This is a genomic window from Robertkochia sediminum (genome assembly GCF_016786255.1).
Classification (GTDB): domain Bacteria; phylum Bacteroidota; class Bacteroidia; order Flavobacteriales; family Flavobacteriaceae; genus Robertkochia; species Robertkochia sediminum.
Genome location: NZ_JADMKT010000073.1, coordinates 54,161 through 66,754, shown reverse-complemented (window position 1 = coordinate 66,754; position 12,594 = coordinate 54,161). Strand labels below are relative to the sequence as shown.

Here is a 12,594-nt window from a genome sequence, read left to right as displayed (position 1 = left end):
GCCTCCGGTCGAACAGCAATTACATACACATCAATACACCCTGACGGCTACAGTGCGCTAGCTTATTTTATACGTGGCATCAATAAGGGTGCTCTCCATTTCGCCGTGTTGCACGGCGTAATTAAATCCGGGTCTCAGGCAATACGATCCATAGCCTCCCGCTTTATTAAGAGCGATAAAACCTACCTGAAGGTATTCTCTGTCCGGTGAATTGCGATAGATCCTTTCGATACGATCAACCACCTCCTTACAGGCTTCTTCCGGACTGGCGCCATTACGCATGAGCTCTACGACCATAGCACTTCCGGCAGTTTTAATAATAGCCTCCCCCAGACCGGTTGCGGCAGCACCCCCCACCTCATTGTCGAGGAACAGACCTGAACCGATAAGAGGCGAATCGCCCACGCGTCCATGCATTTTCCATGCTGCTCCGCTGGTGGTACACGCACCGGCAATGTTATTGCGAACATCCAGAGCCAGCATGCTTATGGTGTCGTGATTTTCGATATTGATCACAGGTTTGTACTGGGACTTTTCACGCCAATTGCGATAGGCTTCAAGCGCCTTCTCTGTAAGCAACTCTTCTTTCCTGAATCCCTGATCCAGGGCAAATTGCAATGCCCCTTCTCCCACCAGCATCACATGGGGTGTTTCTTCCATGACCTTTCTGGCTACGGAGATCGGGTGCTTGATATGCTGTAAAAAAGCAACTGCCCCTGCATTGCTTTTATGATCCATGATACAGGCGTCAAGGGTAACCTGCCCCTCACGGTCGGGCCACCCTCCATAGCCTACGCTGCTCACCTCAGGGTTTGCTTCGGCAGTTCTCACTCCGGCCTCTACAGCATCTAATGCCTGACCGCCGGCCCGGAGTATATCCCAGGCCGCAGTATTCGCAGGAAGACCGTGATTCCAGGTGGAGATCACCAGGGGCGATCGGTTTCCATCTGCTTCAGGTATTGGGGGAACATCCTTGGTCTGTTCCGGAATGGCGGTATTACAGGCTTGCAATGTACCCACAGCAAGGGTGCTAAGGGCAGCGTTTTGTATAAATTCTCTTCGCTTCATGGATCTATATGCTGTTTTTATTATTCCTGTTCGGATCTTTTGAGTTCGCTGATCACTTCGAGATGCGCAGGCTTAAGGGCTCCTGCATCAAACAGGGCCACCCCTTTTGCACCGTGATCTTTCGCTTCAAGAACAGCCATACGCAATTCTTCAGGCGAAAGTGAAGGAATAAAAAGTCCGGTATGCAATTGGGTGTTCTTCGTCTCGAGGTCTTTTACTCCCTGACCGGTCGCATAGCCTATCCAGTCGATCTCTTCATTGTAAAAATTGTGATAGACCATAGGGAGTACAGCATCGATCTTCCACTTATCCCATCGTTGGCGCACCATATGGTCTGCCATTTCCGGATAAGGAAAAACGGCTGCCGTGAGTATTTTTCCCTGGGCATGAACCCGCTCATAGGCTTCATCTACCACACTCTTGATGCGATTTAAGCGAAATTGCTTCCACTCGAGGTCCAGGGCAGGATCCTTGAGCACCAGCGGACTCTTATGATGTTCCTTCTCAAAGGCAGAGACACAAACCTCACAATAGCAAAAATCAAATTCGGGAAGTTCCTCCTCCTGTACCAGGTCGTATTTTGGCAACAATCCAATGGGAAGAAAAATATCAGAATACCTGATATAATCCAGGTGTACACTGGTTATCCCATCAACCTTGGCCAGATCTTCGGTCAGGGATAGCACATGCTCTCTGGATTCGGCCCGGGTAGGACACATCCACTGGTAATAATCTACATAAGGGCGGGTATCAAAACACGACTTCCCCTCCCGGCTTACCGCATACCATTCAGGGTGTTTCAAGGCTACCGTATCCCCCGGACGGTTCATAGCCATGATCCATGCATGCACCTCCAGTCCTGCATCAAGAGCCATGGGGGTTAGCCTCGACAATAAGGTGGTATCTGTATTCGTATTGATCAGTACAGCATCAATACCTCCGGCTTTTAATTGCTCGAACTGATCAATATAGAGGGAATCTGCACGATCGGCACTACTACCCATCCAGGCCCAGTATTTAAAAGGTTCCGGAGCAACTTCAGCCTCCGTTTTTTCAGTATTTGGCACTTGGTTACAGCTAAACATTCCTACAACAACTATGAGCAAGCATATTTTTTTAAACATATTCACGATCTGGTTATTTAAATCTATATTTTCCATCGTTCTGAATCATGTGCACCCCTTGTCCCGAGGGATCTGTAGCCACAAGGTTCCAGCCACCATGGTGAAATTCTATGGCAACTGCCACCTCACTGCCATCAACCCATAGCGCAGGGAGCTTACTTTTTCCTTGCCTGATTTGTTCAGTAAGGCTTCCATTATCCCTGATCAACTCCCTGTAAATGGCATACAACCGCCATTTTACAACCTCTGCCTCCGGGATCTCGAAGGTCGACACTTCCCCCTGAGGCTTAAAATAAACATAACCCCAGCGTTCAGGCTCATGCATATTTACAACCTGCTGGGCAGACCACACCCAGTTGTACTCCGGAGCAAAATTTCCATCTTCATCCTTCTTACGGGAATACCTCCCATCTTTCAGATCATGATCCCAGTTGACCCGCGAAAAATTCACCCTCCAGAACTTCCCTTCAGGAGGCACCGGCATGTGGGAAGCTTCCGAGAGCACATCCCAGGGCATGGCGATCTCTACGCTCCACCCCCGGTCTTCATCAGAAGCATCGTTAAGCGACCCGTCTATATGCACTGCGGTTTTTAGTCCGTTAATATTCCAATGATCGAGAACGCTACCCCCGTTTCGGTAGGGTTTTACCAGCAGCAGATCCCAAACGGTATTGAGGGCATTCATTTCAAACTCGTAATATTCGTGCGTGTCCCCATCCGGATCGATAAAGATCTCAAAGTCGTTGTTATAAAAGATCACGGTATCTCGTTGCTTCAGCGTACCCCATACGTGAGGCTCCTCCATTTCGGCATAAAAGTACAGGTAGTGCTCATCCCAAAGCATTTTCATTCGCGTTTCGAATTGCGGCGTGATCTCCCCTTCAATATCTATGAACTTATCGGAAAACGGCGTTTTTTCCCATCCCTGCTCATCGCCCTTTCCATCGATAACGATCTCACTATCTGCAAAAAACGCCTCATAGGTTTGAGGAACCACCAGTTCCCGTCGCTGGGCAAAGCCTTTAGATCCTGGGACCAATAGCAGCAGTAGCGATACCAAACTCGCGAGGGCAGAGGTTCCTAAAGCTCCATTAACATGAGACAAAGACCTTAAATTTGGGCTACTTAACAATCCTCCCGACTTATGGATACTCATGAAATTAATTTTGTCTGATTGTCATAAATATTTATATTTTTAGAATCACAATAACCATTATTTAGACCAACAACGATTCTGAAAAGCTAAACACCGGGAGTTTAGTAAAGTCGGCTACCCCAGATCAACTATGAATATTTTCAAAGCCACCCCCCCTCTTACCCGCTACTTCAAGTACGGGATCTCCTACTGGCACCATATCATTTTTTGGGTGATCTACTTTTTATTCAACACAATCCGATGGGGATTCTATTACGACGACTTCCTCTTTTCACTCAAGGGCAACCTGCTTGAATTTCCGATACACATCCTTATTTGCTACACCACGATATACTACCTGATCCCCCGATTTATTCCATCGAAAAGGTATTTTTCCTTCTTCGCGATAGTGATCGGCATGGTGATCGGCATGATGTACCTCAAATTCGAACTCACCTACCACCTCATCAGCAAGAACGTTTGGCCGGAAGGGCCGGAGTATACAGACACCCTCACCCCGAATTACCTTATCACCATTACGATGGGAGAGATCTACGTGCTATCTTTTGTCACCGCCATCAAGGTAACCATCGAATGGCTTAAAGAGAATCAGCGGGCCAAGGTACTGCAAAGAGAACAGTTGGAAACAGAACTGCTTTTTCTGAGGTCTCAGATCTCACCGCATTTTTTCTTCAACACCCTTAACAACATCTACTCATTGACCATGGAAAAGTCTGACAAGGCTCCCGAGGTGATCTTAAGGCTTTCAGACCTGATGCGGTATTTACTCTACCAGACCAAACACCACAAACAGCCCCTTAAACAGGAAATAGAATGCATTCACAATTACCTGGAACTGGAAAGGCTTCGTTATGGTGACCAAGTACAGGTTAAAATGAATGTAGAGGGCGATCCCGACAACAAGACCATTCCCCCGATGTTACTCATTTCTTTTGTAGAAAACAGCTTTAAACACGGGGCGGCAAAAAACCTTCAGAGAACAGATATTCATATCAATTTTCAGATCACGAAAAACGAGCTCCTCTTTAAGGTCACCAACACCCTGCCTCCTGAAAGGTCCAGATCATCAGGACGAAATAGCGAAGGTATAGGATTGAAAAATGTGAAAAAACGACTCGAACTAAGCTATACTCCCGGAACGTACGAATTAAACAATTGTATCAAAGACAAGGAATACAGCGTAACATTAAAAATACCGGCATGACGAAATTAAAATGTGTTATTATCGACGATGAGCCATTAGCCATTAATGTGATTCGAAACTACATTGCTGAAATAGATGCTCTGGAGGTCACCGCAACTTTTAACAGTGCTGTAAAGGCCGGTGAATATCTCCGGGAAAACCCGGTAGACCTGTTGTTTTTAGACATCAACCTGCCCATGCTCAGCGGCCTCAATCTACTCAAGGATTTTGACATTGAGCCTAAGGTTATCCTTATCACCGCCCACGAGCAGTACGCACTTGAAGGCTATGAATTGGATGTTACAGATTACCTGTTAAAGCCGGTAGCCTTTCCCCGCTTTGTAAAGGCCGTGAACAAGGCCAAGGAACTCATCGAAAAGGACCGAAGTAAGGAAAGCGCACCATCGTACGGAGACCGGAGTTTTCGCTTCATCAAGATCGACAAAAAGAAGCTTCAAAAGATCTACCTTGATGAGATCATTGTAGTGGAAAGCCTTAAAGACTACATTCGTATCATTACCGAAAAAGGACGCTATATTGTGCACCAGACCCTGAGTAGTTTCACCGAAGAGCTTCCCGAAAATCAGTTTATTCGCATTCACCGGTCGGTGACCGTTTCGCTTGAAAAGATCGAAGCCCTGGAAGGCAACAGTGTGGAAATAGGCGGCAAGCGCTACACGATCGGCCGCAGCTATCTCAACGAAGCGAAAAGCACCATTCTTCAGACAGAAGAAATAACGGAGACCGAATAGGAAATTGCCCGCAGGTCTTACCTAACCATATAAAAAAAGCCCCGAACATGGACCGGGGCTTTTTCTTTATTGCTTGTTCGTAGTATCCTTCTTCTTCTTTTTAAAGAGGTTGTTGAGCAGGTCTTTTGCCGTCTCTTTTACCGGGTCTGTCGCTGCAGAATCACCTTCCTTCTTAGCCTCTCCTCCGATCACCTGTTCTACCAATTTACCCAGCTCGCCTTTGCCTTTTTCTACCAGTTCTGCTTTCTTTTCTTCAGATAGCTGAGCGATAAAATTGGCTGTAGCCTTATCGAGATTAGTCGTGAACTTCGGATCTTTAATTCCGCCTCCAATAAGCACATCAACCGGGATCTTTCGGCTATCCAGGTCCTTGACCCCCACGGAGGAGGCCAGTTCAGAGACCTCGCTACCCAGGTAAGATGCCGGCATCTGAAGGGTAAGGGTATAATCCATAGCCCCATCGAATTCATGAGTCCCGCCAAGGGTCGCTTCCACCCCATTGAGGTTAAAGGCTACCGGTTGTAAAGTCACCTTACCGTCCTGAAATTCAAAAGAGCCTTTCAGGGCCTTTCCGCCCAGTTTTGATAGGTCCATGAACGACAAGGTACTGTTTAGCGACTGTACGAATCCCAGCTCACTTTGCTTCACCTCTTCTACCGTCAGGTTTCCGGCAAGGCCTCCCGTGAGTGAATTCAGCACGGGTAGCATATCACTACCAAGCAATCCCGATAATTGTATACTTCCGTTGAGTTCCCCTTCAAGGGCACGCGCCAGGGGCATTACACCCTTCAACACGTTCATATGTGCAAAAGCATCTGCAAGGTCAAATCCGGAAGCTTTGATATCCATTTGGTAATCGGGCTTATGGGTAGCTCCGTTGAGTTTTCCCTCCAAACCAATGCGACCTCCAAAGACCTCAGAGCTAAGCTCCCTGATCTCCAGATTCTGATCGGCAAGTTTCATGAACACCGAAGCGTTGTTTAGCGTAATATCATCATAAACCACCTCTTTCGCCTTACCCCTAATGGTGAGGTCCAGGTTGGCAGGCAACAAGGGCTCGTTTGCATTTTCATCTTCCCCGGCATCCTGCGTACCCTCTTGATCACCTCTGTCTGCAGGACCTGCCTCAGCAGCAGTCACATCTACCAGGTCAGCCACCTCAAGACGCCCTGATTCCATACGCAGGGTCCCTTTTACGACTCCCGTTTCTGATACCGCCTGCAGGTAATCGTCGATCTGCCCCTGCAATTGCAGGTCAGAATTTCCAGTGGTTAACCGGGACTCCTTCAGGGTCATCACACGATCATCCAGGGTCATGACAGCAGACGCCACCGTCACTTCCTTAGGCAGGTATGGTGTATTGAACTTCATCCCGGTAACTTCAATAGCACCGCGGTTCCTAATAGCCGCATAATCTTCTCTTTCTATGGCCGCCATATCAAATCCGGAGCTCATATCGAGTTTCAGTACCCCCTGCAGCCCCTGTAGGGTTTCGGCAGGCATGAGTTGGGCAAAGTTCTCCAGGTTGAGCACTCCGTGAGCATCGAGCTCGATCTTTGGCGACGCCCCCAGTGCCTCGGCTTTCATAACCATATCCATGCGGTCTCCTGCCAGCTTAAAATGCAGGGTATCCACCCTCAGGTAGGTATCCTCCACCCGTTCTGTGGTATTGGCCAACCTGCTTCTCAGGGTGATCTCTTCCATGGTCAATGGCATTTCGGCATATTTAAAAAAGGCCTTCTCTGCCTCCATAGCGATATCAAAACGAGGAATGCGCTCTTCGTGATACACCCCATTAACCTCCCCTTTTACAGTAAAGCGTCCGCCGGCGTTCACCCCTTCCAGGTCACCGGAATAAGCCTCGGGAATGAGGGATAAGAACCGTGTGAATTCTGTTGAAGGCGCAGTAAAACGGAGGTCTACGGCGATCTCGTCTCCGGGCATGGCCACCCCACCTTCAAAGATGAGTGGGAGCCTGTTGATATGGGCGGTATTGTCCTTAAAGTCGAATGTCATCGCCTCGAGGTCCATAGCAATAGCTGCCTCCCAGTCGATGTTATTCCTGTTCAGGTAAGTAGTCTCCCCGTTCACTACAGTAAGCAAGGCACTACTGTTGGTGCTCAGTACCGTGTTTTGCGCAGACAGATCTCCCTTCCCGCTATGGTAAAGACTATCCAGAGCAACCACTAGTGACTGCCCCCGGTCTTCATAAACGAGGGAGACATCTTCAAACTCATAGCGCTCCAGTCGAAGTCCCGTGGCAGGTGCAGCTTCAGCATTTGCCGTGTTTTGAACCCCATCCTGTTCCGTATCCGCCTTAGCTATATCGTAATTGGCACGACCTTCAGCATCAGTCACCAGATTCACCTGAGCCCTGCTCACTTTGAAATGAGAAATGGTATACGGATCTACCCCGGAGGCAAAAAGCGTTTTTAGCGGCATATCGAGGTCTATACGCTCCGCATAAAAGAGGGTGTCACCCTCAAAAGGAGCAATATTCACGACGCTTAATCCCTTTACCCCTAAAGCCATATTCGGAAAGCTACTAAGCAGGCTCAGGCGGGCATCTTCAAAATCAACACGGGCATTAACCTGTGCATTGATCTGTTCCTTCACAGACTTCGCGATCTTATCTTTAAAAAGAATGGGCAGCAATACAAGAGCTGAGATCAGTAAACTAAATGTCAACAACGCGATCCTAATGAACTTTTTCATATTCAGGGCTTAATTATTTTATAAGATGAAGTACCGTATCTATTCCAGGCCAAAACCAAGGTCGATCTCCTCGTTAGGTTTAAGGCCGAATGTCTTTCGCAGAATATACACAAAAAGATAGAGCAAGGGCGTATCCAGGGCGGCGATCATCACCTTAAAAATGAATCCGCTAACTACCAATCCGTAAAAACTGCTCCAGGGCAATACCCCAAAAACACACAACAAAAAGATAACGGTAAAGGTATCTATGAATTGTGATGAAAAGGTAGAGAAATTGTTACGGAGCCACAGGTATTTCCCTTTGGTAAGACGTTTCCAGAAGTGATAGATCCCAATATCGATATACTGAGCGAAGAGGTAGGCCATCATAGATGCCAGCACCGCCAGTGGCGAAAGGGAAAAAACGGTTTCGAATAACTCATTATTAACCGGCGACCAAGGATTGGCAGGCACCGCATCGGCCACAAAAATAATGGTCATAGAAAAGAGAGAAGCAAAGATCCCGGCGGTAACCACCTGGTTGGCCTTTTTCTGTCCGTAGATCTCAGAGATCAGATCGGTAATGAGAAAGGTGAGCGGATACGGCAATATGCCCACCGACAGTTCGAACAAGGGTGCTCCGAACAGGGTAGCATCTTCTCCAAAAGGATACCAGTAAAAGAACTTCTGGAAGATGAGATTAGAAACCACGAGGGAAGTAATGAACAAGGCTCCCAGGTAGAGATACACCTTAAAGGCAAGGCGCTTTTTCTTTATATCCATGGCGTGTTACTGTATTTTCAGTTCGTAAGGCAGTCTGGCCTGCACCCCCTTCATTCCCGCCATATGTTTTATTTTCATCATGAGCTGGTAGACCTCTTCTCCCAGTTCTTCTTTTAGCAGCTCTTCTTTGGTGTCAAAAAATCCGATTCCCAGGTCGCTCAGGGCATCGGCGAAATTAGATTCATATACGGGATAGTCTACCGTAACATAATCAGCGACTTCCACAAGCTGAGCGGCATAGGCCACTGCATCATCGAGAGACCCGAGCTCATCGACCAGTCCTTTTTCCCTGGCCTGAACTCCGCTCCACACCCTTCCCTGGGCAACTTCATTCACCTCCTCCGGGGTCATCCCGCGACCTTCGGCAACCACCTGCAAAAAGTGATTGTAATTCTCTTCTATGGATTCTTTAGAGTATTTCAGGAACGACTCAGAAGGCGCTTCGAACAAACTGTAAGCGGTAGAGTTCTTATTGGTATTTACCTGCTCAGCATTGATCCCCCATTTGGCCGCGAGCTCACGAACGTTGGGAATAGTCGCAAAAACACCGATCGACCCGGTAATGGTCGTAGGCTCTGCAAAGATCCTGTCTCCGGCAGCAGCAATATAATAACCGCCTGAAGCCGCATAATTCCCCATGGAGATCACCACGGGCTTCACTTTTTGGGTCACCTCAACCTCTCTCCAGATCAGATCTGAGGTCAGGGCGAGTCCGCCGGGAGAATTTACGCGAAGTACGATGGCCTTTACCCTGCTGTCTTCCCTGGCATCCTGCAGGGACTCGTACATAATACCCTGGGCGATCATATCGTTAGATCCTTTACCGTAACCAATATCTCCCTGGGCATAGACCACCGCAATACGGTCGCCTGTTTTCGAGCGTAGTCGCGCTGTAGATTCGGCATAATCTTCCAGATCGATGGTGCGAATATCATCATCGGTATCGAGGCCCATGGTGGTTTTCAGCAGGTTCTTGTACTCATCGGCATAGAGCACCCCATCGGTAAGTCCGTTCTCTGCCGCCATAAACGGTGTCCTGGCAGCTAAATTATCGGCATAGGTGTTGAGCGTTTTCACAGGGATCCCTCGGCTATTGGAAATATCCTCCAGGTACACCGACCAAAGTCCCTCCAAAAGCTCACTGATCTGTTTGCGGTTCTCATTGCTCATCGCATTCCCCAGGAAGGGTTCTACGGCACTCTTATACTTACCATGCCTTACCACTTCCATTCTCAAACCACTTTTTTCCTGGAAATCCCCAAAAAAAAGCACTTCAGACGACAAGCCGCGAAAATCGAAGATCCCCTGCGGATTGAGAAAAACAGAGTCGGCTACAGAAGCCATCCAATAATCCTTTTGCGTATAGAGATCGGCATAGGCATAGATAAACTTCCCCGACTCCTTAAAGCGTTGCAACGCCTTTCTCAAGGTCTGGGTAGTAGCACTCCCCGACTGTATCATAGAATTTTCAATAGTGATCCCCTTAATGCGATCATCGGTAGCAGCGTGATCAATGGCGCGAACCAGATGATTCAAGCCGATGTATTCCTCGAACTCAAAATCCAGGTCATCAATACGGTACTGTCCGCCGTAATCCGGCACGACTCCTTGCAGGGATATACGTAATACCGAATTGTCCTTAACGCGAACAACAGGTTCGGCACCCGCAGTAGCAGCGGTCATGATCAAAAGAAAGAACATGAAGATAATGCCCAGGGCGATAAGCGTTCCCAGAATAGAAGCAAGAAGGTTTCTCAGAAAATTCATAGATAAAAGTTGATTAACAGATCGGTAAACGACTACACGTCATGTTAAAAGCCTGTCTAAGGAAGCATTTTTTTATTAACATGAATAACAAAGATAAACTTTTGTAGATTTCTTTTAGTTACTTTGCCCCCGATGATGAAGCAGTTAAAGAAGGCATACATTTCATTGGGCAGTAACACCGGAAACAAGCTGTCAAACCTCCAGCAAGCGGTAGCCCTTATCAATGAGCGCGCCGGGGAAGTAACCAGCGTTTCTCCAGTTTACCAAACGCCGGCATGGGGTTTTGAAAGTGACGATTTCTTCAATGCATGTATCGCTATCGATACCGAACTACACCCTCAGGAGCTCCTGGAAGTGCTGCTCCATACCGAAAGGCAATTGGGAAGGATTCGCTCTGAACAGGAAGGCTACCAACCCCGAAGCATCGATCTCGATATCCTTTTCTACGACGGGGCAGTGATCGACGAACCGGACCTTAAGATCCCTCATCCACATATTCAAAACAGGAAATTCGTATTGCGGCCATTAGCCGATATCGCTCCCGACATAGTGCACCCCATCCTGGGAAAAACGGTGAATGCACTGCTGGAAATCTGCGAAGACCAAAGCGAATTGCAACACACCCGCTGGAGTCTCAAAAAAGGCATCAACGACTTCAGCAGTTTTAATTACGTAGCCATCGAAGGGAATATCGGGGCGGGTAAAACAACCCTGGCCACCAAACTGTCAGAAGATTTCAATGGCAAACTCCTCCTTGAGCAGTTCGCAGACAATCCCTTTCTGCCCAAATTCTACGAAGACAACGAGCGCTATGCATTTCCTTTAGAAATGAGCTTCCTCGCAGAGCGTTACCAGCAATTCCTGAACGACAGCTCACAAAAAGACCTGTTTCGCTCGTTCATGGTAAGCGATTACGACATCTATAAATCCCTCATTTTTGCCCGGGTTACCCTGCAGGATGAAGAGTTCAAATTATACCGCAGGTTATTCAACCTCATGTACAAGGATGTAGCCAAACCCGACATCTACGTATACCTGTACCAGAGTACCGAACGACTGTTGGAAAACATCAAAAAACGCGGAAGAAGTTACGAGCAGGAGATCCCTGCCGACTACCTGAGAAATATCAACAGGGCCTACCTGGATTTTATCAAAACCCAGCCTGAACTAAACGCCCTGGTGATCGATATCACCGAAATGGATTTCGTCAAAAACCCTCAGGACTACCAGTTTATTATCGATAAAATACACGATCATCAGGTCAAGGTGTAAGTTAACTCTATTTTGTAGGATTTTCTTGGATTTTACCTGAAGGATCTTTTAATTAGGCGTCCATTAGCAATTAAGACACCAGCGAACTTTACTTAATAATCACCCACTAAGCCCGTTCTTGCGGGCTTTTTTATGCGCATTTCAGATCGCTTAGGGATTGTGCTAATGTCATCTTAAATTTATCCTTACCGCTGTGGCCCTCACCTATAGAGCAGGTTGAGTTCAAGGCTAAAGCGCCTTGAGTTTAGCGAAGAGATCCCAGAGTACTACCCCGGCACTTACAGAGATGTTCAGGGAATGTTTGGTACCGTGTTGCGGAATTTCGATCACTCCGTCACAGGCACTTACCACCTTTTGCTGCACCCCTTTTACTTCGTTCCCAAAAACAAGGGCATAGGTCTTTCCGGCTTCTGGCGAAAAGGCATCGAGCATCACGGCATTTTCTGCCTGCTCCACCGCCAGGGTAACCACCCCTTGCTCCTTAAGGTCATTTACCACCTCCAGGCAGTCTTCACGATAAGACCAGTCGACACTTTCGGTAGCTCCCAGGGCAGTTTTATGAATATCCTTATGCGGTGGGGTTGCGGTAATACCGCAGAGCACGATCTCTTTAACAAGGAAGGCATCGCTACTGCGAAATACAGACCCGATATTATTGAGGCTTCGTATGTTATCGAGCACTACGATCACGGGCATTTTCTCGGCATTCTTAAATTCTTCCACTCCCAGCCTGTTGAGCTCGCTGTTCTTTAATTTTCGCATTCCGCCATAATTTTACTGCAAAAGTAACCCTCC

Annotated in this window: 10 protein-coding genes; 3 read left to right on the top strand and 7 right to left on the bottom strand. The window is 47.6% G+C overall.

Annotated features, from left to right (window positions below; translation table 11 throughout):
• Positions 1-57: 57 nt before the first annotated feature.
• From IS446_RS06270 to IS446_RS06260, 3 genes are read right to left on the bottom strand one after another with little or no spacing between them, the layout of a single operon-like run.
• Complete coding sequence (locus tag IS446_RS06270) at positions 58-1,068, bottom strand: N(4)-(beta-N-acetylglucosaminyl)-L-asparaginase (RefSeq protein WP_203059155.1); 1,011 nt, start codon at positions 1,066-1,068, stop codon at positions 58-60.
• 20 nt (positions 1,069-1,088) lie between these two features.
• Positions 1,089-2,192 (bottom strand): putative glycoside hydrolase, encoded by a 1,104-nt coding sequence (locus IS446_RS06265; RefSeq protein WP_203059154.1) that lies wholly within the window; start codon positions 2,190-2,192, stop codon positions 1,089-1,091.
• Positions 2,193-2,205: 13 nt separating this feature from the next.
• A complete protein-coding gene (locus IS446_RS06260) occupies positions 2,206-3,348 on the bottom strand; it encodes a carbohydrate-binding family 9-like protein (RefSeq protein WP_203059153.1) in 1,143 nt (380 codons plus the stop codon).
• Between the two features lie 130 nt (positions 3,349-3,478).
• Between IS446_RS06260 and IS446_RS06255 the strand changes: the two genes are divergently transcribed.
• Together IS446_RS06255 and IS446_RS06250 are read left to right on the top strand one after the other, a co-directional pair.
• Positions 3,479-4,552, top strand: a complete 1,074-nt coding sequence (locus tag IS446_RS06255; protein ID WP_203059152.1) for a sensor histidine kinase — start codon at positions 3,479-3,481, stop codon at positions 4,550-4,552.
• Entirely contained in the window at positions 4,549-5,283 is a 735-nt protein-coding gene (locus IS446_RS06250; protein ID WP_203059151.1) for a LytR/AlgR family response regulator transcription factor, read from the top strand. The genes IS446_RS06255 and IS446_RS06250 overlap by 4 nt, the downstream gene beginning before the upstream one ends.
• 66 nt (positions 5,284-5,349) lie before the next feature.
• On the opposite strand, the gene IS446_RS06245 is transcribed toward IS446_RS06250, so the two are convergent.
• From IS446_RS06245 to sppA, 3 genes are read right to left on the bottom strand one after another with little or no spacing between them, the layout of a single operon-like run.
• Positions 5,350-7,998, bottom strand: a complete 2,649-nt coding sequence (locus tag IS446_RS06245; protein WP_203059150.1) for an AsmA family protein — start codon at positions 7,996-7,998, stop codon at positions 5,350-5,352.
• 39 nt (positions 7,999-8,037) lie between these two features.
• The gene (locus IS446_RS06240; RefSeq protein WP_203059149.1) at positions 8,038-8,760 is read right to left on the bottom strand and encodes a queuosine precursor transporter; all 723 of its coding nucleotides are present in this window, start codon (positions 8,758-8,760) and stop codon (positions 8,038-8,040) included.
• 6 nt (positions 8,761-8,766) lie between these two features.
• A complete protein-coding gene (gene sppA / locus IS446_RS06235) occupies positions 8,767-10,527 on the bottom strand; it encodes a signal peptide peptidase SppA (protein WP_203059148.1) in 1,761 nt (586 codons plus the stop codon).
• A gap of 132 nt (positions 10,528-10,659) precedes the next feature.
• Between sppA and folK the strand changes: the two genes are divergently transcribed.
• On the top strand, positions 10,660-11,799 hold the full coding sequence (folK, locus tag IS446_RS06230) for a 2-amino-4-hydroxy-6-hydroxymethyldihydropteridine diphosphokinase (protein ID WP_317192174.1): 1,140 nt from the start codon (positions 10,660-10,662) through the stop codon (positions 11,797-11,799).
• A 228-nt stretch (positions 11,800-12,027) separates the two neighbouring features.
• Here the strand turns inward: folK and IS446_RS06225 are convergent, their stop codons facing one another.
• The gene (locus tag IS446_RS06225; RefSeq protein ID WP_203059147.1) at positions 12,028-12,561 is read right to left on the bottom strand and encodes an RNA methyltransferase; all 534 of its coding nucleotides are present in this window, start codon (positions 12,559-12,561) and stop codon (positions 12,028-12,030) included.
• Positions 12,562-12,594 lie beyond the last annotated feature (33 nt).

Bases quoted from the DNA above. Each gene is read 5' to 3' on its own strand.
- IS446_RS06270 (WP_203059155.1), bottom strand. From the start codon at position 1,068: ATGAAGCGAAGAGAATTTATACAAAACGCTGCCCTTAGCACCCTTGCT.
- IS446_RS06265 (WP_203059154.1), bottom strand. From the start codon at position 2,192: ATGTTTAAAAAAATATGCTTGCTCATAGTTGTTGTAGGAATGTTTAGC.
- IS446_RS06260 (WP_203059153.1), bottom strand. From the start codon at position 3,348: ATGAGTATCCATAAGTCGGGAGGATTGTTAAGTAGCCCAAATTTAAGG.
- IS446_RS06255 (WP_203059152.1), top strand. From the start codon at position 3,479: ATGAATATTTTCAAAGCCACCCCCCCTCTTACCCGCTACTTCAAGTAC.
- IS446_RS06250 (WP_203059151.1), top strand. From the start codon at position 4,549: ATGACGAAATTAAAATGTGTTATTATCGACGATGAGCCATTAGCCATT.
- IS446_RS06245 (WP_203059150.1), bottom strand. From the start codon at position 7,998: ATGAAAAAGTTCATTAGGATCGCGTTGTTGACATTTAGTTTACTGATC.
- IS446_RS06240 (WP_203059149.1), bottom strand. From the start codon at position 8,760: ATGGATATAAAGAAAAAGCGCCTTGCCTTTAAGGTGTATCTCTACCTG.
- sppA (WP_203059148.1), bottom strand. From the start codon at position 10,527: ATGAATTTTCTGAGAAACCTTCTTGCTTCTATTCTGGGAACGCTTATC.
- folK (WP_317192174.1), top strand. From the start codon at position 10,660: ATGATGAAGCAGTTAAAGAAGGCATACATTTCATTGGGCAGTAACACC.
- IS446_RS06225 (WP_203059147.1), bottom strand. From the start codon at position 12,561: ATGCGAAAATTAAAGAACAGCGAGCTCAACAGGCTGGGAGTGGAAGAA.